The organism is Caulobacter sp. GW821-FHT12A07 (genome assembly GCF_058807655.1).
Window position 1 is genome coordinate 151688 of record NZ_JBXAQX010000007.1, and the last position, 19431, is coordinate 171118.

At 68.7% G+C, this 19431-nt stretch carries 20 protein-coding genes; 14 read left to right on the forward strand and 6 right to left on the reverse strand.

Features of this window, described 5'->3' with window-relative positions:
• Positions 1-380 precede the first annotated feature (380 nt).
• From AC1RRS_RS16000 to erpA, 6 genes are all read right to left on the reverse strand, one after another.
• Positions 381-1460 carry a cytochrome c peroxidase gene (locus tag AC1RRS_RS16000; protein WP_492855984.1) on the reverse strand — a complete coding sequence of 360 codons (1080 nt, stop codon included), beginning with the start codon at positions 1458-1460 and terminating at the stop codon, positions 381-383.
• A gap of 3 nt (positions 1461-1463) precedes the next feature.
• Entirely contained in the window at positions 1464-3971 is a 2508-nt protein-coding gene (locus tag AC1RRS_RS16005) for a TonB-dependent receptor (RefSeq protein ID WP_492855985.1), read from the reverse strand.
• A 160-nt stretch (positions 3972-4131) separates the two neighbouring features.
• Positions 4132-4497: a hypothetical protein gene (locus AC1RRS_RS16010; RefSeq protein WP_492855986.1), complete on the reverse strand. Its 366-nt coding sequence runs from the start codon at positions 4495-4497 to the stop codon at positions 4132-4134.
• 67 nt (positions 4498-4564) lie between these two features.
• Positions 4565-5476: a hypothetical protein gene (locus AC1RRS_RS16015; RefSeq protein ID WP_492855987.1), complete on the reverse strand. Its 912-nt coding sequence runs from the start codon at positions 5474-5476 to the stop codon at positions 4565-4567.
• A 69-nt stretch (positions 5477-5545) separates the two neighbouring features.
• Complete coding sequence (gene xth / locus AC1RRS_RS16020) at positions 5546-6334, reverse strand: exodeoxyribonuclease III (protein ID WP_487288316.1); 789 nt, start codon at positions 6332-6334, stop codon at positions 5546-5548.
• A 528-nt stretch (positions 6335-6862) separates the two neighbouring features.
• Positions 6863-7195 carry an iron-sulfur cluster insertion protein ErpA gene (gene erpA / locus AC1RRS_RS16025; RefSeq protein ID WP_110120917.1) on the reverse strand — a complete coding sequence of 111 codons (333 nt, stop codon included), beginning with the start codon at positions 7193-7195 and terminating at the stop codon, positions 6863-6865.
• Between the two features lie 77 nt (positions 7196-7272).
• Here erpA and AC1RRS_RS16030 point away from each other — a divergent pair, with 77 nt between their 5' ends.
• The 14 genes from AC1RRS_RS16030 to AC1RRS_RS16095 all read left to right on the forward strand — a co-directional run bounded on the left by AC1RRS_RS16030 (position 7273) and on the right by AC1RRS_RS16095 (position 19412).
• The gene (locus AC1RRS_RS16030) at positions 7273-8457 is read left to right on the forward strand and encodes a deoxyguanosinetriphosphate triphosphohydrolase (RefSeq protein WP_492855988.1); all 1185 of its coding nucleotides are present in this window, start codon (positions 7273-7275) and stop codon (positions 8455-8457) included.
• 141 nt (positions 8458-8598) lie between these two features.
• Complete coding sequence (gene ftsN / locus AC1RRS_RS16035; protein ID WP_492855989.1) at positions 8599-9414, forward strand: cell division protein FtsN; 816 nt, start codon at positions 8599-8601, stop codon at positions 9412-9414.
• Between the two features lie 14 nt (positions 9415-9428).
• Complete coding sequence (nagZ, locus tag AC1RRS_RS16040; RefSeq protein WP_492855990.1) at positions 9429-10457, forward strand: beta-N-acetylhexosaminidase; 1029 nt, start codon at positions 9429-9431, stop codon at positions 10455-10457.
• Complete coding sequence (locus AC1RRS_RS16045; RefSeq protein WP_492855991.1) at positions 10454-11275, forward strand: segregation and condensation protein A; 822 nt, start codon at positions 10454-10456, stop codon at positions 11273-11275. Before nagZ ends, AC1RRS_RS16045 begins: the two co-directional genes overlap by 4 nt.
• Positions 11276-11300: 25 nt before the next feature.
• Positions 11301-11972, forward strand: a complete 672-nt coding sequence (scpB, locus tag AC1RRS_RS16050) for an SMC-Scp complex subunit ScpB (RefSeq protein ID WP_492855992.1) — start codon at positions 11301-11303, stop codon at positions 11970-11972.
• 143 nt (positions 11973-12115) lie between these two features.
• On the forward strand, positions 12116-12340 hold the full coding sequence (locus AC1RRS_RS16055) for a twin-arginine translocase TatA/TatE family subunit (protein WP_492855993.1): 225 nt from the start codon (positions 12116-12118) through the stop codon (positions 12338-12340).
• A 104-nt stretch (positions 12341-12444) separates the two neighbouring features.
• Positions 12445-13083 carry a Sec-independent protein translocase protein TatB gene (gene tatB / locus AC1RRS_RS16060; protein WP_492855994.1) on the forward strand — a complete coding sequence of 213 codons (639 nt, stop codon included), beginning with the start codon at positions 12445-12447 and terminating at the stop codon, positions 13081-13083.
• A complete protein-coding gene (tatC, locus tag AC1RRS_RS16065) occupies positions 13080-13982 on the forward strand; it encodes a twin-arginine translocase subunit TatC (protein ID WP_110120911.1) in 903 nt (300 codons plus the stop codon). The genes tatB and tatC overlap by 4 nt, the downstream gene beginning before the upstream one ends.
• Positions 13983-14022: 40 nt before the next feature.
• The gene (locus tag AC1RRS_RS16070; protein WP_492855995.1) at positions 14023-14271 is read left to right on the forward strand and encodes a ribbon-helix-helix domain-containing protein; all 249 of its coding nucleotides are present in this window, start codon (positions 14023-14025) and stop codon (positions 14269-14271) included.
• Complete coding sequence (locus AC1RRS_RS16075) at positions 14261-14554, forward strand: type II toxin-antitoxin system RelE/ParE family toxin (RefSeq protein ID WP_492855996.1); 294 nt, start codon at positions 14261-14263, stop codon at positions 14552-14554. The genes AC1RRS_RS16070 and AC1RRS_RS16075 overlap by 11 nt, the downstream gene beginning before the upstream one ends.
• A gap of 81 nt (positions 14555-14635) precedes the next feature.
• The gene (serS, locus tag AC1RRS_RS16080; protein ID WP_492855997.1) at positions 14636-15931 is read left to right on the forward strand and encodes a serine--tRNA ligase; all 1296 of its coding nucleotides are present in this window, start codon (positions 14636-14638) and stop codon (positions 15929-15931) included.
• A complete protein-coding gene (gene surE / locus AC1RRS_RS16085; protein WP_492855998.1) occupies positions 15928-16743 on the forward strand; it encodes a 5'/3'-nucleotidase SurE in 816 nt (271 codons plus the stop codon). Before serS ends, surE begins: the two co-directional genes overlap by 4 nt.
• Positions 16743-17402: a protein-L-isoaspartate(D-aspartate) O-methyltransferase gene (locus AC1RRS_RS16090; protein ID WP_487288303.1), complete on the forward strand. Its 660-nt coding sequence runs from the start codon at positions 16743-16745 to the stop codon at positions 17400-17402. Before surE ends, AC1RRS_RS16090 begins: the two co-directional genes overlap by 1 nt.
• A gap of 105 nt (positions 17403-17507) precedes the next feature.
• A complete protein-coding gene (locus AC1RRS_RS16095; protein ID WP_492855999.1) occupies positions 17508-19412 on the forward strand; it encodes a LysM peptidoglycan-binding domain-containing protein in 1905 nt (634 codons plus the stop codon).
• Positions 19413-19431 lie beyond the last annotated feature (19 nt).

Genomic DNA, 19431 nt, shown 5'->3' on the forward strand with positions numbered 1-19431 from the left:
CGCGGGGCTATTGGTCCTGCCCGTCCGAGGGACAACCGGGTCCAGGGTTGAAAAAGCACCCGCGCCCCCGGTCCTTCGAGCCTACGGTGCGGCGGAGCGGTCAGACGAAGCCGAAACGCTAAAACACATCACGGTCTCCGGGCTCCGCCCGGCCGCTCCGCGCCTCCCCACCAACTTTCGTGAGTTTTCACGGGAGATCGTCAACCCGTGCCCTCTCCCCTTGCGGGAGAGGGTGGCCTCCGAAGGAGGTCGGGTGAGGGGTCTCTCAAATCTCAAAGCCGCGTGCAGCGGTCAGGCCGGGCGGCAGCGTCCAATGTCAGCGCGACCCCTCATCCGACGGCCTTCGGCCGCCACCTTCTCCCGCAAGGGGAGAAGGACGTTCAAAGCGTCTCCAAAAACGCCACCAGCGCGGCCTTCTCCTCGCGCGTCAGGCCGAGCGGCTTCAGCAGCGGGGTGGTGGTCGGGAACAGGCGGTCGCCGACCTGGTCGGGCTTGGGCCGCAGCCGCGCGCCGCCTTCGTTGTAGAAGTTCACCGTTCCCTCCAGCGTCGGGAAGATGCCGTTGTGCATGTAGGGCCCGGTCCGCGAGATCCCGCGCAGCGACGGGGTCAGGAAGGCCCCCACGTCGGCCGGGTCGCCGCTGACCTCGTAGCGGCCCAGGTCCTGCAGCTTGCGGCCATAGAAGCTGAGGCCGATGTTGTGGAACTTGCCGTCCGACAGCAACGGGCCGTTGTGGCAGTTGGCGCAGCCGGCCTTGCCCTGGAAGAGCTCCAGCCCCTGCAGCTCCTGGTCGCTCAGCACCCGACCGCCGAGGCTGAGCACCCGGTCCCACTTGCTGCTGCGCGGCTTGAGGGTGCGCTGGTAGGCGGCCAGGGCCTTGGCGGCGTCCTGGGCGGTGACGCGCTTGCCGCCGAAGACCTGCGAGAAGGCCTTGCGGTAGTCGGGGTCGGCGTTCAGCCGGCGCTCGACCTCGCGCGGGTCGGCGGCCATCTCCTTGTGGTCGACCAGCGGACCAAGCGCCTGGGTCTCCAGGCTGCCGGCCCGGCCGTCCCAGAACAGTGGCGTGCGCCAGGCCACGACGGTCAGGGTCGGGGCGTTGCGCCGGCCGCGCTGGCGGTCGTGACCGAACGAGGTCTTCACCCCGTCGCCGAACGCCAGCTCCGGATTGTGGCACGAGGCGCAGGCGATCTGGCCCGAGCCCGACAGCCGCGGATCCTCGAACAGCTTCTGGCCCAGCGCGACCTTTTCCGAGGTCTGCGGATTGTCGGCCGGAACGACCGGGGCGGGCAGGGCGCCGAACGGGGTGAACGAGGCCCCGGCCAGCAGGGTCGGGGCCGGCCAGCTGTCGGGCTGGCCGGAGAAGGCGGCGCGGCGAACCGCGTTCGCGTCGGGAAGCGGCGCCAGCCCGATCAGGGCCGCCGCCGTTCCCAGCAGGAGCAGGAGATTCGCCGCGCGCTTCATGGGTTAGAACTTGTAGCTCATGCCCACCCAGAACGAACGGCCAAGCTTGTAGGGCTGGCTGGTCGTCGAGGCCGTCACCGTCTGAGGCGTCACGTCGAACAGGTTGGTGATCCGCAGGTCGAGGCGGGCCTCGCCGTACGCCGTCTTGGCGATCAGCGCCTGGATGTTGGCGTTGAAGGTCGTCTGGGCCTTGTAGCGGACCACGTCCCAAACCGCGTAGCGCACGCTGCTGACGGTCTGGTACGTGCCCGTCTCCTCGATCTGGTCGAAGCCCGAGCGCCAGCGGGCGTTCAGGTTGGTGCGGATGCGGCCGCTCCACCAGTCGGCGCTCCAGTCGGCGTTGACGAGGCCCGGGGCGGCGTAGTTCAGGCGCTGGTTCTCGGAGATCACGCCCAGCAGGCTGCGCACCTCGCCCTTGTAGTAGATCAGCTCGTCGGCGTACTCGCTCTCGTCCGACGGATCCTCGTAGTAGTTGTCGCTGAGGTTGTCCTCGGTCTTCGACCACGAGCCGTTGACGGTGACGGTGTGGCGACCGAAGCCCCGGCTCCATTCGGCCGACAGGCCGCGGAACGAGGTCTCGCCCTCGTTGCCCAGGTGCGTGGTGTTGTAGGTGTAGGTCTGGTTGTTGGTCTCGCGGACGTAGCTCTGCACCGTCACCACACCGGCGGTGAACTGGTCGCGGGCCTCGCGGGCCACGCCCTTGATCCGCGCCACGCCGCCGAACACCGGCTTGGAGAGGGCGAAGGTCAGCTCGTCCGAATAGGGCGTCTTGACGCCGGTGCCCGCCACGCCGGCCGTCACCGAGTGCGAATAGAGGTACCAGTCGCCGGCCACCAGCTGGCCGTTCACCGTCGAGGTGGTGCGGCGATAGACCTTGGTGCCGGGGTACTGCGACTTGATCGCGTAGCCCAGGAAGTCGCGCGAATAGTAGCGGTTGGCGCCCACCGTGGCGGTGACCTCCCACGGCAGTTCGTAGACCACCGACAGGCGCGGGGCGAAGCTGTGGTTGTCGAGCAGGCTCTCGTGGTCGTAGCGCAGGCCGCCGCGCACGGTCAGCGGGCCGCGGCTGACCTCGTACTCGGCGAAGGCCGAGACCGAGTCGAGGCTCGCCTCGGCGTCATAGGCCGCATAGTAGATGGCGCTGGTCAGCACGACGTCGCCGGTCTTGCAGGCCACGTCGCCCGTGGCGCACGAGACCAGGCTGCTGACCGTGCCCTGGCTGTAGGCGTAGTTGTCCTCGGGGCGGCGCTTGCGGGCCGTGACGTGGCCGTAGTCGGCGCCGACGCGCAGTTCGCCGCCCAGCAGGGGCTGGCTCCAGCGGGCCTGCAGGCCGATGTCTTCCTGCCACTGGTCGAGGTCGCCGAAGCTGCCCTCGGTGCAGTTGGTGTTGGAGCACCAGTCGGCGTAGGTCGAGGCCGAGGGCCAGGAGAAGTTCGGATCGGGCGCCTTGCGGCCGCTCTGGGCCTTGGCGTAGGTCGCCGCCAGCGACCAATTGGCCTCGTCGCGCTTGCCGGCCAGTTCGAGCTTGCCGGTAAGGCCGCCGCCCTTCTGGGTCATGACGGCGTTGCGCGAATTGTTGGCCGAGTTCTCGCTGGTGTAGGGGCTGTAGGCGATCTGGCCGCGCAGCACGAGGTCGGGCGCGAGGTCGGCCTCGACCTTGGCCAGCACATTGTCGCTGCGGCTCTTCAGGCCGAAGGGCGTGCCGCCATAGGCCGCCGCCCGGTAGTAGGTCATCTCGGTTTCCTGCCGGCCGGCGCCGAGCAGGACCCGAACCTTGTCGTTGATCGGCAGGTCGACCGTCGCGTTGACCTTGCACTTCTCGTAGTTCGGGTGCGCCGGCACGCTGGAGCCGAGGGCGTCGCGCGTGGCGTTGGGGATCTTGAACGAGGTCAGGCTGTCGTTGGTGCAGCCGAAGGTGAGCGAGCCGCCGAACACGTGGGCCGGCTGGCGCGTCTCGATCTGCACCATGCCGCCGGTGAAGCCGCCGTACTGCGCCGAGATGTTGCTGTCGCGGACGGTCAGGCTCTCGATCAGGTTGCTGTCGAGCCAGATCGACTGGGCGCTGCCGCCGGCCGTCTCGTTATAGTTCTGGGCGTTGCTCGACAGGTCGACCACGTTCAGGCGGCTGTTCACGCCCACGCCGTCGATCGAGAAGTAGTTGTCGTAGTACTGGCCGCCCGAGAGCGAGATGTTGGCCGGCCGGAGGTCCTGGATGCTGTCTTGCGTCGCCAGGCCCTGGTCGGCGTCGAAATTGGCGTAGGGCAGGATCTTCAGGGTCTCGATGACGTCGCCGTTGCCGGGCGTGCGGTCCTCGATGGCGCGGCGGGTGATCTTCGAGGTGCCGGAATCGACCGGGTCGGCGGCCTCGTAGGCCGCGGCCGGCGGCTGGGCGGCGGTCGCCTCGATGCTGACCTTGGGAAGGCGCTCGGCCTGTTCGTCCTGGCTCCAGGCCTGTCCGGCCGCGCCCAACGCAACGGCCATCGCCGCGGTGGCCAACATCGCTTGCTTCATCACTCGCCCCGTACTCAACGCTTGTGCGTATCAATCGCAATAAGGGCGCGGGTCATACGGGCGTTGAGATCGACTCGCAACTACGTGCTGGCCGCAATGGCAAAAAATGGGCGCGATCGAGAAGGATTGGGGCGGATGGCGACGCGTCGATCGCCTACCGTTACTTGCGGCGCTCGCGCAGCTCTTCCTGGAAGCGATATTCCAGGGCCTGCTCGAACTCGCTGGCCTCCACGAAGCGCCGCTTCATCGCCAGGGCGGGAAAGCCGCTTTCATCGCGCTCCTGGGGCGGCACGAACTTGATCGGCAGGCGCTTGGCGATGGTCTCCGGCTGCGCGGCGGCCGGAAACGCCTCGGCGTCGGCGATCGCCAGGCGTTCGGCGGCCTCGGCCTGGCTGACCACGCCGTCGCCGTCGCGGTCGGCGAGGTTCAGCACCAGCTTTTGCGGGGCCGGGGCGGCGGCCGTCGGCTGGGCCATGGTCGGGGCGGCCAGCAGGAGCGGCAGGGCGAGGGCGGCGAGGCGGATCATGGCGCGTCTCCACGGGACGGCGAAGCGTGACCCAAGTGACGGACTTTCGCAACCCTGGCGGGAGGACTCAGTCCTCGTCGTCGAGGTCGAAGGGCAGCTCGTCCTGGTCGTCCCTGGGCGAGCGCGAGGCCTTGGACACCGGCTTGTAGGGACGTTCGGGCGGCTGGTAGGCGGGACCGTCGTCAGTGTGGGCGTCGTCGTCGGCCCAGGCCTGGATCGGCGCCTCGGGATCCGACCAGGGCGGATCGGCGGCCTCGGGGCCGTCGTCGATCTCCTCGAACAGCGGGGCGGTGGCCACGGCCGCTCCGCTCGCGCCGGTCGCCACCGCCTCACGCGCCGAACGGTAGGGCGCGGGCTTGTCGAAGGCTTCGGCCGGAGCGGCCGGCGCCGGACGACGGGCGATCTCGGGCTCGGCGGCCTTGGCGGCCGGAGCGGGCGGGGGGCCGCGCGGCGCCAGCGGCCGGCGCACGATGGCCTCGGCCCGGGCCAGCCAGCGGTTGGCCTCCTGGATCGCCAGGGCGGGCGAGCGGCTCTGGCGCTGCTGCTGGTCGCCTTCCAGCCACAGGTCCAGCTCGAAGTCGGGGTGGCGCGGATCGTCGAAGATCATGCGCAGGCAGACCCGGCTGGCCTGCTGGACGATCTGGTCGATGGCCCGGCGCTGCTCGCCCCGGAAAACCCGGCCGATCACCTGGTTGTCGACCGAAAGCTCGGCCCCCATCAGTTCGTCGATGCGGTAGAGCAGGCACCAGGTCCCGTTGTCCCAGGCGACGGCGGCGGTGTTGGTGTCGAACGAGAAGCCCGCGCCCTTGCCGCGGCCGTGAGCGATGATCACGGTCTCAGGTTCGCCCTTCAGCACGTGGCGGAGGGCGCGGCGGATACGCCGCTCTTCGTCCATGAACCAGATGGCCGCGCTGCCCATGAAGGTGACGGCCGAGCCGGCGATGGCCACGAGCACAAGGAGACGCCAGAACTCGCTCATGGTTTCGGAAACTAGCGGCGTTCGCGGATTCGCGACAGGGGCGCCGGCTACCGCCCGCCGCGCGTGGTTCTAGAGGGCCAGCCTGGCCACGACCGGCACGTGGTCCGACGGCTTTTCCTTGTCGCGCTCGTCGCGATGGATGGTCACGTCTTCGAGGATGTCGGCGGCCTGGGGCGACAGCAGCAGGTGGTCGATGCGGATGCCCAGGTTCCTGGGCCAGGCGCCGGCCTGATAGTCCCAGAAGGTGTAGCCGCCCGGAGCGCCGTCGTACTGCATGTAGGCGTCGGTGAAGCCGAGGTTCTTCAGCGCCCGGAAGGCGGCGCGGCTTTCGGGCTGGAACAGGGCGTCGCCTGCCCAAGCCTCGGGATTGGCCACGTCCTCGGCCTCTGGAATGACGTTGTAGTCGCCGGCGATCACCAGCGGCTCCTCGAAGGCGAGCAGGCCCTTGGCGTGCTCATGCAGGCGGCGCATCCACGACAGCTTGTAGGCGAACTTCTCGGTGCCGATCGGATTGCCGTTGGGCAGGTAGATGCCGACCACCCGCACGGGCTTGGGACCAGAGATCACCGCCTCGACATAACGGGCCTGCTCGTCCTCGGCGTCGCCGTCGAGCAGCGGCAGCCCCTTGCGGACGTCCTCGAGCGGATGCTTCGAGAGCAAAGCGACGCCGTTGTAGGTCTTCTGGCCGTGGACGACGACGTTGTAGCCCAGGCGCTCGAAGGCCTCGGCCGGGAACTTCTCGTCGACGCACTTGATCTCCTGCAGCACCGCGACGTCCGGCGCCTCGGCCTCGAACCAGGCCAGGACGTTGTCCAGGCGGGCGTTGACCGAATTGACGTTCCAGGTGGCGATGCGCATGGCGGGCTCCGAGCAGGCGCGCGAGGCTAGGGGGCGCGGGCTTCGGGCTCAAGCGGCCGAGGGGAGATTTCGGGGGATAGGGCGCTTAGCCGATCTGATCGATGATCAGTTCGCGCAGTTCGGCGCGGGTGAGGCCGGGCCAGGCCCAGAGGGTGGCGGGCGAGAGCGGGGAGGTCACGGCAGGCGAAAGGTTCGGAGTGCGCGGCTTTTGGACAGCGATGGGCGCACGAGTGGTGTTGGTTTTCATAAAGTTCCAGTTTGGGAACGACGATGTCGTCGTTCCGGATGATCGAATTAGGGGAAAAGTTCGCCCGCGCCGCGGGGCGGCGGTAGGGCGAGGATGGCGCTTTCGTGCGGCATTGAGGGCCGCAGGTAATGAGCGCTCGCTTACATATAGGGGAGGGAGCGTCGCATTACAATGGTCACGCGACAATCGCGACGCCAGGTCGCAGGCGCCGAAAAGCGCGACGGGCGCCAGGTCGCGCCCGTTTCAAGCCCCTGTCGGCGTTGGCCAGCAGGCCTTCGCGATCAGATCGAGAAGCTGACGCCGCAGCCGCAGCTGGACTTGGCGTTGGGGTTCTTCACTCGGAACTCGGCGCCGGCCAGTTCGTCGACGAAGTCGATCTCCGAGCCCTTCAGTAGAGCCAGGGAGATCACGTCGACCAGGGCCGCGGCCCCGTCGCGCTCGATCTTGAGGTCGTCGTCCTGCGCGGCCTCGACCAGGTCGAACCGATATTGGAAGCCCGAGCAGCCGCCGCCGTCGACGGCGACGCGCAGCATCACCTCGCGGCCTTCGGCCTCGGAAAGCGCGTGCAGCCGGCGGGCGGCGTTCGAAGAAAGCGTAACGGTGGTGTCGGTCATGGCTGTGGAAACTTCATCTATGGCCTATATGAGGACGTCCGCGCCCCGGGGAAAGGGGCGATCAGCAAAGGCCGCTCATGTCGACGTCTCCGTTCGCCGTCCCCCGCGCCCCTTACGCCGAGGATCCGGCCAAGTCTCGCGGCCGGCGATACCAGGAAGACGAGAGCCGTACGCGCACCCCGTTCGCTCGTGACCGCGACCGCATCATCCACACCTCGGCCTTCCGCCGGCTGAAGGAAAAGACCCAGGTGTTCGTCGCCCACGAGGGCGACCAGTTCCGCACGCGCCTGACCCATTCGCTGGAAGTGGCCCAGATCGCCCGCTCGCTGGCCACGGCCCTGGGGCTGGACGTCGATCTGGCCGAGACTATCGCGCTGGCCCACGACCTGGGCCATCCGCCGTTCGGCCATGCCGGCGAGGACGAGCTGGAGCTGCAGACCAAGGACTTCGGCGGCTTCGACCACAACGTCCAGACCTTCCGCGTGGTGACCGAGCTGGAGCACCGCTATCCGGATTTCATCGGCCTGAACCTGACCTGGGAGACCCTCGAGGGGGTCATCAAGCACAACGGTCCGGTGGTTCATAAGCTGGGCGAGCCGTCGTGGAAGGCGATCTCCAAGTACGACGCCGAATACGGCCTCAAGCTGGACACCTGGGCCTCGGCCGAGGCCCAGGTCGCGGCCCTGTCGGACGACATCGCCTACAACAACCACGACATCGATGACGGCGTGGAGGCGGGGCTCTTCACGCTGGACGAGCTGATGGACGTGCCGCTGATCGGCCCGATCCTGGCGGCGGTGCGCAGCGAGCGTCCGGAACTCGACGCACGCATCACCCGCCTGGAGGCCGTTCGCCGGATGATCGGCGCCATGGTCGACGACGTCATGGGCGAGACCCTGCAGCGGGCAGCGGCCACCGGCGTCGCTTCGGCCGACGACGTGCGGGCCCTGCCGCACGCGCTGGTGTCGTTCTCGGCCGACATGCTGGAAGACCTGGCCCGCCTTCGCCAGTTCCTCCACGCCAAGATGTACCGCCACTGGCGAGTGAACCGCACCCGCAGCCAGGCGCGCCGCATTCTGGCCGAGATGTTCACGCTTTTCTTGGCCGAACCCGAGGTCCTGCCCTCTGAATGGTTCGCCAAGTCGCAGAACCGCGACCAGGCCGGAAGGGCCCGCGTGGTGTGCGACTACATCGCCGGCATGACCGATCGTTTCGCCATCGAGGAGCACCGCAAGCTGTTCCATCTGGATGTCTGGAACTGACGGCCTGCCGCCGCGGAAGGAACATGCACAACCGGCAAGGGTGCGACAGTTCTGAACGGGGATCGGGTCCAGTACAGTACGAACTTGCGCGCGTGATTCGCCGATGGCGATGCGAGCGCCGGAATTCTGGAGCCTTGTGAGATGTCCGACCCGCACCGCGGCGCCTATGCGCCGCCCACCGATGCGCCGCTGTCCTTCGATGCGCGCCAGCCGGTGCGTGGGTCGAGGCCCCTGCCTCTGACCCTGATCATCAGCGCGGTGGTGCTCGCCACCTTGCTGGTCGGCGTGTTCCTGGTCTATCGCAACGGCATCCGCGGCCCCAACGAGCCGCCGCGCACCGTGGGCGAGCCGGTGGCCGAGATGAAGGCCGCTCCGGCGCCCGACCAGAACAAGCCCGACGAAGCCGCCGGCCTGCAAATCTACAGCCACGAGAACCCGACGGCCTCGCCGACCTACGCCGCGCCGCCGGAAGAGCCGATGGCCCGTCCGACCGCGCCGCCGCCGGCCGCCCCGGTGCAGAGCGCCAGCCTGCCGCCGGCCAAGCCGCCTGTCGCCGCGCCCAGCGCGCCGGTCTCCGCCGCTCCGGCCAAGCCCGCGCCGACCAAGCCGGCTCCGGCGCCCAGCATCGAGAGCCTGGCCACCGCCGCCGTCGCGCCGCCCAAGACTGTTCCGGCCAAGCCGGCCGCCGCCGCGCCGAAGCCCGCCGCGACCGCTTCGGGTCCGGCCAGCGTCCAGATCGGCGCCCTGTCCTCGACGGCCCTGGCCGACAAGGCCTGGGGCGACGCCGCCCGCATCGCGCCGGGCCTGGCCGCCGGCAAGGGCAAGAAGGTCGAGGCGATCGACAAGAACGGCTCGACGCTCTACCGCACCTCGGTCACGGGCTTCTCCAGCCGCGCCGACGCCAAGGCGTTCTGCGACGCCCTGACGGCCGCCGGTAAATCCTGCTTCGTGAAGTAGGCGAGGGGATCCCCATGAGCGTGTCGTCCGCCGCCATCCTCGGCTGCGCCGGGACCGTCCTGAGCGCGGAAGAAGCCGCCTTCTTCCGCGACGTGCGGCCGTGGGGCTTCATCCTCTTCAAGCGCAACATCGAGACGCCCGACCAGGTGCGGGCGCTGACCGCCGCCCTGCGCGAGACGGTCGGCCGTCCCGACGCGCCGATCCTGATCGACCAGGAAGGCGGCCGCGTCGCCCGCCTGCAGCCGCCCCACTGGAAGAAGTATCCGCCGGGCCGCGCCTATGGTGAGCTCGTCGCCAACGACCCGCTGGTCGCCCGCGAGATCACCCGTCTCGGCGCGCGCCTGATCGCCCACGACCTGACCTCGCTGGGCATCAACGTCGACTGCGTGCCGGTGCTGGACGTGCCCGACCCCAAGGGCCACGAGATCATCGGCGACCGCGCCTACGGCGACACGCCCGAGCAGGTGGCGACCCTGGGCCGCGCGGCGGCCGAGGGCCTGCTGGCCGGCGGCGTGCTGCCGATCATCAAGCACATCCCCGGCCATGGCCGCGCCATGAGCGACAGCCATCTGGAGCTGCCGGTCGTGAAGGCCAAGCTGGCCGAGCTCGAAGCCCGCGACTTCGCCCCGTTCCGGGTGCTGTCGGACATGCCGATGGCGATGACCGCCCACGTCGTCTACACGGCCATCGATCGCCGCAACCCGGCCACCACCTCGAAGAAGGCCATCAAGAAGGTCATCCGCGAGTCGCTCGGCTTCGACGGCCTGCTGATGAGCGATGATCTGTCGATGAAGGCGCTGTCGGGCGACTTCAAGCAGCGGGCCAAGGACAGCCTGTCCGCCGGCTGCGACGTGGTCCTGCACTGTAACGGCGACATGGACGAGATGAAGGCCGTGATGGCCGGCGTCGGCAAGCTCTCCAAGGAAGCCCGCCGCCGCGCCCAGGCGGTCATGGGCCGCCTGGTCAAGGTGCACGAGCCGCTCGATGTCGCCGAGGCCCGCGCCCGCTTCGACGCCGCCTTCGACGGCCGGTTCGCCGGGTGAGCACGGGCTTCCAGCCCACATTCGACTTCGCGGCCGCCCGGGAGGCGGCGGAAGACGGCGCGGCCCTGGTCATCGACATCGACGGCTACGAAGGCCCGCTGCACGTTCTGCTGGCCCTGGCCCGCAACCAGAAGGTCGACCTGCTCCAGCTGTCGATCACCAAGTTGGCCGAGCAGTACCTGGCCTTCGTGCAGCAGGCCCGCCGCGTGCGGTTTTCGCTGGCCGCCGACTACCTCGTCATGGCCGCCTGGCTGGCCTACCTGAAGTCGCGTCTGCTGCTGCCCAAGCCCGATCGCCCCAAGGCCGAGGAGCCGCCGGCCGAGGAAATGGCCGCCCTGCTGGCTTTTCGCCTGGCCAAGCTCGACGCCATGCGCAAGTCGGTCGAGGCCCTGAAGGAGCGTCCGCAGCTCCAGCGCGACGTCTTCGTGCGCGGCGATCCCGACGCGGTGAAGATCGTCTCCTCCACCCGGTTCGAGGGCGACCTCTACGCCCTGATGAGCGCCTACATCTCCCAGCGAAAGCGCGAGCACGGCCGTCACTACGCCCCGCGTCCGCCCCAGGCCTATCCGCTGGAAGACGCCCGCGACCGCCTGCGCACCTTCCTGCCGAGGATGGAGGAGTGGACGGCCCTGTCCGGCGTCGCTCCCGTCGAGCGCTGGGAGGACGACCCCGACGGCCCGACGCCCGCCAGCTACCTGGCCTCGACCCTGTCGGCCAGTCTGGAACTGGCCAAGGAAGGCGCGCTGACGGTGCGCCAGATGGGCGCGTTCGAGGAAATCTACCTGCGCACCCGGACGGACGTGGAGGAGGGGGCGTGATCGTGTTGAGAGACAGCTTCTACCCATGACCCTCGACCCTCTCTTCACCGAACGCTGCATCGAGGCCCTGCTGTTCGCGGCGGCCGAGCCGCTGAGCGTGGCCGACCTCGCCAAGCGCCTGCCGGACGGCGCCGACATCGCCACCGGCATCGCCGACCTGCGCGCCCGCTGGGATGGGCGGGGGATCGAGTTGGTCGAGGTCGCTGGCCGCTGGCGCTTCCAGACCGCCGCCGACCTGGCCTTCCTGATGACCGAGGAACGCGAGGAGCCGCGCCGCCTGTCCAAGGCCGCTCAGGAGACCCTGGCCATCGTCGCCTATCACCAGCCCGTCACCCGGGCCGAGATCGAGGCCGTGCGCGGGGTGCAGGCCAGCCGGGGCACGCTGGACGTGCTGCTGGAGCTGGGTTTGATCCGCATGCGCGGCCGTCGCCGCACGCCGGGCCGTCCAGTGACCTTCGGCACGACCGACGCTTTCCTCGAGCACTACGGCCTGGCGAATCTGGGCGACCTGCCCGGCGTCGCCGAAATGAAGGCCGCGGGCCTGCTCGATCTGAACCTGCCGCCCGGCTTCAGCGTGCCCGATCCGATGGGGCTGCGGGCTGACGGCGAGGAGGAAGACCCGCTGGACGAAGGCGAGACGCCCGAATTCGCTCAGGATTTCCTGGGCGAGCCGGAGGGCGGAGAGCCGGGCCGTTGAGGCGAAGCCTGCCTTGGCCGGGGTGCAATCGCCGCGATTTGCGCCGCTTGGCTCATGGCCATGCGGACGCCTATATTATCTGAGACATTGTAACGACACGCCGCAGCGGCTAAAGCGCCGCTGTCGCAAGGAGCACCGCCGCTATGGGTAGCATGAGCTGGATTCACTGGGTGATCGTGATCGCGGTCGTCGCCCTGCTTTTCGGTGGTCGCGGCAAGCTGTCCGGGATCATGGGCGACGCGGCCAAGGGCATCAAGGCGTTCAAGGACGGCTTGAAGGACGACGGCAGCCAGGAAGTCGCCGACAACAAGTCCACGGGCGCGCTGCCGCGCACCGAGGCCGAGAAGGAAGACCTGCGCAAGTCGTAAGGTTTGTTTTCGCCGCGCCTTCCTAGGAGGGCGCGGTTTCGTTTTTCCAAATCTCTCGGCCCAGGTCTCCACGGGGGAGCGCCGGGCCGGTCTGAGGCGCTTTCATGCTTCCTGATATCGGCGGCGCTGAGCTTCTGGTTATCGCCGCGGTCGCGCTGATCGTGGTGGGGCCGAAGGATTTGCCTGTTCTTCTTCGCAAGCTCGGCCAGTTCGTCGGCAAGATCCGCGGCATGGCTGCGGAATTCCGCGCCAGCTTCGACGAGATGGCCCGCCAGTCGGAGCTCGATGAGCTGCGCCGCGAGGTCGAGGCCATGCGCGCCGGCCAATACGCCAACCCGGTGCAGGCCGCGGTCGACCAAGCCAAGGACGCCACGGTCGACGAAGTGTTCGCCGATATCGACGCCAGCCTCAACAGCGGCGCCGTCCAGGCCCATCCCTACGCCGGGTACAATCCCGAGCCGGTCGCCGAGCCTGAAGCCGCCATCGAGGCCCCGGCCATGCCTGTCCGCAAGCGCGCCCCCAAGGCTGTCGCCGAGCCGACCGTCGAAATCGTCTCCAAGACCTCGCGCGCCAAGGCCGCGTCCAAGGACGTCGGCGTCGCCGCCAAGGCTCCGGCCAAGAAGGCCGCCGCCCCCAAGGCGGCTAAAGCCGTCGCCGCCGGTGGGACGACCGCGGCCGTCGTCAAGCCGCCGCGCAAGCGCACCACCAAGACCGCCTCTTCCAGCTCGGACATCGTCTCGTGACCAACTCGATCGGATACGATCCCGAAGAGGAGATCGAGGCCTCGCGCGCGCCGCTGCTCGAGCACCTGACCGAGTTGCGCTCGCGCCTGATCGTCTGCGTGGTGGCGCTGTTCGTCGGTTTCGGCGTCTGCTTCTACTTCTCGAACCAGCTTTTCCTGTTCCTGATCCACCCGTTCGAAGTGGCCGCCGGCATGGTCGCGGCCAGCAAGGCGGGCGGCGCGCACCACAACCCCTTCGACCTGATCATGGTGCTGACGGGCCTCAAGGACGCGCCGGCCGATGTCGCCCACCAGAAGTTCGTGTTCACGGCGCTGCTGGAACAGTTCTTCACCAAGCTGAAGCTGTCGGCGTTCGGTGCGGTGGTCATCACCTTCCCGGTGCTGGCCTGGCAGCTCTACCGCTTCGTCGCGCCCGGTCTCTACAAGAACGAGCGCGGCGCCTTCCTGCCGTTCCTGATCGCTTCGCCGGTGCTGTTCGTCATGGGCGCGGCGCTGGTCTACTACGTCATGCTGCCGTTCATTGTCTGGTTCTCGATGAACCAGCAGATCTTCGGCGACGCCATCTCGGTCGAGCTGCTGCCCAAGGTGTCGGACTACCTGACCCTGGTGACCTCGCTGCTGCTGGCCTTCGGCCTGTGCTTCCAGCTGCCGGTCGTGGTGTCGCTGCTCGGCATGGCCGGGATCATCGACTCCAAGATGCTGCGCGGCGGTCGCCGCTACGCCATCGTCGGCGTGTTCATCGCCGCCGCCGTCCTGACCCCGCCCGACCCGATCAGCCAGCTGACCCTGGCGATCCCCATGTGCCTGCTCTACGAGATCGGCATCTGGTGCGTCTGGATCATCGAGCGCGGCCGCAAGAAACGCGAAGCCGAAGAGAGCAAGGACGTCGTGGCGGTCTAGGCCGTTTGACAATCCTGTCGGCCGGTCTCAGGCTGAATTCATGGCGACCATGAATGTGCCTCTGTCGGAAGACGCCAAGAACTGGGTCGAGGAGCAGGCCCGGGCCGAGCGCTATGACACGCCGGCCGACTATGTGCGGGATCTGATCGAACGGGATCGTACGCGGCACGCCAAGATCCAGGCCATGCAGACGCTCGTGGACGAGGCCTTGGCCTCGGGCGACAGCGAGCACAGCATGCCGGAAATCCTGGAGATTGCTCGGGCTAGGGCAAAGGCCCTTGGCCTATAGGCTCAGCCGAAGGGCCAGGGACGATCTTGTAGGGATCTATATCGAAGGCGTGCGCGCGTTCGGCGCATCCCAGGCCGAGCGATATCACCTGAGCCTGGAGCGGGCCTTCGACTTTCTCGCCGCCTTCCCGCGAGCCGCTCCGGAACGTTCGGAAATCACGCCGCCCGTTCGCGTCCATCCTCACAAGGCGCACCTCATCGTCTACCGAGTGGATGAGCGGGGCGTGCGCGTGCTCCGCATTCGGCATGCTCACGAGGATTGGGGCGGCGACCCTAACGGCTGACCCAGCGCGAAAAGGTTGGCGCCCTTGGCGACGCGCCTTAGAGAAGGGCGTTTCTTAACGACTTCCTTCCGAGCGCTCCCGATGCACGACATCAAGGCCATCCGCGAAAACACCGAAGCCTATGAAGCCGCCTGGTCGGCCAAGGGCCGTTCGGGCGCGGCGTCGGAAGCCGTCAAGCTCGACGCCCAGCTGCGCGCCGCACAGACCGCCCTGCAGGAAGCCCAGGCCAAGCGCAACGAAAGCTCCAAGCTGATCGGCGCGGCCAAGGCCAAGAAGGACGAGGCCGAAGCCGCCCGCCTGATGGCCGAGGTCGAGGCGCTGAAGGGTCGCATGGCCGAAGCCGGCGAAGAGGAAGCCCTCGTCGGCGCCAAGCTGAAAGACCTGCTGGCCTCGCTGCCGAACATCCCCGCCGCCGAAGTGCCGGAAGGCGAGGACGAGACCGGCAATGTCGAGCAGCGCCGCTGGGGCGACCGCTCCAAGCTGCCGGCCGGCCGCCTGAACGCGCCCAAGGACCACGTCGACCTCGGCGCGGCCCTCGGCGGCATGGACTTCGAGGCCGCCGCCCGCATGAGCGGCGCCCGCTTCGTGGTGCTCAAGAAGGAGATCGCCCGCCTGGAGCGCGCGCTCGGCCAGTTCATGCTCGACCTGCAGACGGTCGAGCACGGCTACACCGAGATCAGCCCGCCCGTGCTGGTCAAGGACGAGGCCCTGTTCGGCACCGGTCAGCTGCCCAAGTTCTCCGAAGACCTTTTCCGCACCACCGGCGACCACTGGCTGATCCCCACCGCCGAGGTCTCGCTGACCAATATCGTGCGCGAGCAGGTCACCGGTGAGGAAGAGCTGCCGCTGCGCCTCACCGCCCTGACCCACTGCTTCCGTTCGGAGGCCGGCGCCTCGGGCCGCGACACCCGCGGGATGATCCGCCAGCACCAGTTCCAGAAGGTCGAGCTGGTCTCGATCACCACGCCCGACCAGTCGGAAGCCGAGCACGAGCGCATGGTCGAGTGCGCCGAGGCCGTGCTGAAGAAGCTGGAACTGGAATTCCGCACCATGCTGCTGTGCAAGGGCGACATGGGCTTCGGCGCCCGCAAGACCTACGACCTGGAAGTCTGGCTGCCGAGCCAGGCGACCTTCCGCGAGATCAGCTCGTGCTCCAACTGCGGCGACTTCCAGGCTCGCCGCATGGACGCCCGCTTCAAGAAGGCCGGCGAGAAGGGCACGCACTACGTCCACACCCTGAACGGTTCGGGCCTGGCCGTCGGCCGCACCCTGGTGGCCGTGCTGGAGAACTATCAGGACGAGGGCGGTCGCATCCATATCCCGGCCGTGCTGCAGCCCTATATGGGCGGCCTGACCCACATCGGGGGCGCGGCTTGAGGATCCTCCTCACCAACGATGACGGCATCCACGCTCCGGGTTTGCAAAGCCTGGAGCGTATCGTCGCGGCTCTGTCGGACGACGTCTGGATCGTCGCGCCGGAATACGAGCAGTCGGGCGCCAGCCGGGCCCTGACCCTGTCCGATCCGCTGCGGGTGCGGAAGATCGACACCCGTCGCTTCGCCGTCGAAGGCACGCCCACTGACTGCGTGGCGTTGGCCTTCCAGGAACTGATCGAGGGCAAGAAGCCGGACCTCGTGCTGTCGGGCGTCAACCGCGGTCAGAACCTGGCCGAGGACGTCACCCTGTCGGGCACCGTCGCCGGCGCCATCGAGGGCATGGTCCTGGGCGTTCCGTCGATCGCCCTGTCTCAGGCCATGACCTATTTCCACGACGAGGTCGTCGCCCACTGGGAGACCGCCGAGCACTTCGGGCCGGGCGTCATCCAGCGCCTGCTGGAGATCGGCTGGCCGACCGACGTCGTCATGAACGTCAACTTCCCGCCGCTGCCGCCGGAACGGGTCGATGCCGTGGAAGTGACCCGCCAGGGCTTTCGCGACTCGCACTTGCGGCGCATGGAAAAGCGGACGGACCTGCGCGGTCGCGACTACTACTGGACCGGTTTCACCGTGAAGCCGTCCAATCCGCCGGAGGGCACCGATCTGAAGGCCGTGTACGAAGGGCGCATCTCGGTGACGCCCCTGCATATCGACCTGACGCACAACGCCACCGTCGCCGCCCTCAAGGGCGTGCTGGGCGGAGCGCCGCCGAAGCTTGCCCAAAAGCCGGAGAGCCCGGAGCCCGGCCTGTGATGGCGAGCGCCAAGCGCCCGGAAACGCCCGAAGCGCTGCTGAAGCGGCTGCTGGATGCGCTGCGCGAGCAGGGGGTGACCGATCCCAACGTGCTGTCGGCGATCGAGAAGACGCCGCGCGACCTTTTCACTCCCGACCTCTTCAAGGAGCGGTCGTGGGAGGACTCGGCCCTGCCGATCGCCTGCGGCCAGACCATCAGCCAGCCGTTCATCGTCGGCCTGATGACCCAGGCCCTGACGGTCGAGCCGCGTTGCCGGGTGCTGGAGATCGGCACGGGCTCGGGCTATCAGACCGCGATCCTTTCCCGGGTGTCGCGCCTCGTCTACACGGTCGAGCGCTATCGCACCCTGATGAAGGAGGCCGAGGCGCGCTTCGCCGTGCTCGGTCTGACCAACGTCATCACCAAGTTCGGCGACGGCTGGGAAGGCTGGCGCGAGCAGGCGCCTTTCGACCGCATTATGGTCACGGCTGCGGCGCAAGAAGAACCTAAGGGGCTCCTGGCCCAGCTCAAGCCCAACGGCGTGCTCGTCGCACCCGTCGGACGTGGGCCGGTCCAGAGCCTTCGCCGCTATGCCGGCGACGGGAAGGGGGGCTTCACGGTCGAAGTCCTGTGCGAAGTGCGTTTCGTCCCGATCCTGGAAGGCGTCGCCCGCGAGTAGTGCGGGTTCGGCGTCCACAGGTTCGGTGACGCCGTGCGTGTTTGGTTAAGGTTTGATTCACCCTTGCGGCGGCGACTTGAAGGCTCCGTGAGGAAAGGAGAGGTCATGAGGCAGTTGTGGACGCAAGCGGCGGTCATCGCCCTGACGGCTGGAACGCTCGCGGCCTGCGAGACGACCGGCGCGCAGTATCCCACCCGCGCCAGCGAGGGCGTCAGCCCGCCCGTCGTCCAGGCGCCGCCGGCCGCCCAGACGCCGCCTCCGACCCAGGCTCCGCCGCCTGAGGACGACGCTCCGCCGGTGACCGCCCCGGTCGGCGCCGGCGCCGTGTCGAGCCAGCCGCTGGCTCCGGTGACGACCGCCGAGATTCCGCCGCCGCCCCCGCCGCCGGCCGACAGCCGTCCGCTGCCGGCGCCCGTGCAACATCAGCCGCCCGCCCAACCGGCCCTGCGCCCCGTCGTGGTCACCACGACGAACGGCAAGGTCGTCGACGTCGGCGGCGCGCCTGAGACCTATGTCGTCAAGTCGGGCGAGGGTCTCGACGCCGTCGGCCGCAAGATGGGCCTGTCGCGCGCCGAGTTGGCCAAGCTGAACGACCTTGATGAGCCCTATCGTCTGAAGCCCGGCCAGAAGCTGAAGGGCAAGTCGACCAAGGCCAAGGCTTATGTCGTCGAGAGCGGCGACACCCTGAGCTCGATCTCCCGCCGCTTCAGCGTCACCCCGGCCGCCCTGGCCGAGGAAAACGACCTGTCGTCGGGCGCCTCGATCCGCGCCGGCCAGAAGATCCGTCTGCCGCAGGGCTACAAGGACAAGGGTCCGGCCAAGACCACGGTGATGCAGCCGGTCCCCGGAGGCTCGACCTCGCTGGCCGGCGCCGCGCCCGCGCCGACCTATTCGGCCCCGCCGATCGGTTCTTCGCGTCCGTCCACGCCGCCGCCGTCGCGTCCTGTCGTGGCCGAGCGCGACCCCGAGCCGACCCCGGCCGCCACGACGACCACCACCGTCTCCATCGCCGGCAAGGTGATCGAGGTGGCCGGCAAGCCGAAGATCCACACGGTGAAGTCCGGCGACGCCATCGACTCCATCGCCCGCGACCTCGGCACCACCCGCAAGGACCTGGTCGAGGACAACGACCTGAAGGCCCCTTACGTCATCCGTCCGGGCCAGAAGCTGAAAGGCCCGGCCATCACCGACAAGGCCTATGTGGCCGAAAGCGGCGACACCCTGGCTGGCGTCGCCAAGCGCTTCAACGTCAGCGTCTCGGCGCTGTCCAAGGAAAACAACCTGCGCGCCGGCGCGTCGCTCAAAAAGGGCCAGAAGGTCGTTCTGCCCGACGGCTACAAGGACCGGGGTCCGATCCGTACGACGGTGACCACGCCCGCGCCGCGTCCCGCCGGTTCGACCACGACGGCCCAGGCGCCGGCCAGCTCGCCGCCGACCACCGGCCTGCCGTCGGCTCCGCGTCCCTACACGCCGTCGGGTTCGACCCCGTCGACCACCTATTCGCGCCCGAGCGCCCCGGTGTCGGCCCTGCCGGCGACGCCGCCGTCGGCTCCGTCGCGCCCGATCATCGAGAGCAGCGCTCCGCCGACCGAGGCCGAGATCGCCGCCGCCGGCCGTGGCCGCTTCGTCTGGCCGCTGCGCGGCGACATGATCAACGCCTACGGTCCCAAGGGCCCGGGTCAGCGCTTCGACGGCCTGGACATCCGCGCCCCGGTCGGCACGCCGGTCAAGGCCGCCGCCGCCGGCGACGTGGTCTATGCCGGCAACCAGGTGCCGGGCTTCGGCAATCTGGTTCTGATCAAGCACGCCGACGGCTGGGTGACGGCCTACGCCCACCTGTCCACGACCAGCGTCAAGATGCGCCAGGCGATCGCCCAGGGCGAACAGCTCGGCACGGTCGGCCAGACGGGCGACGCTCCGGAACCCATGCTGCACTTCGAGGTTCGCTTCGCCCCGACCCCGAAGGACAAGGCCAAGCCGGTCGACCCCGCCTTGGTGCTGCCGCGCTAAGCAGCGGCTTCAAGCCCAT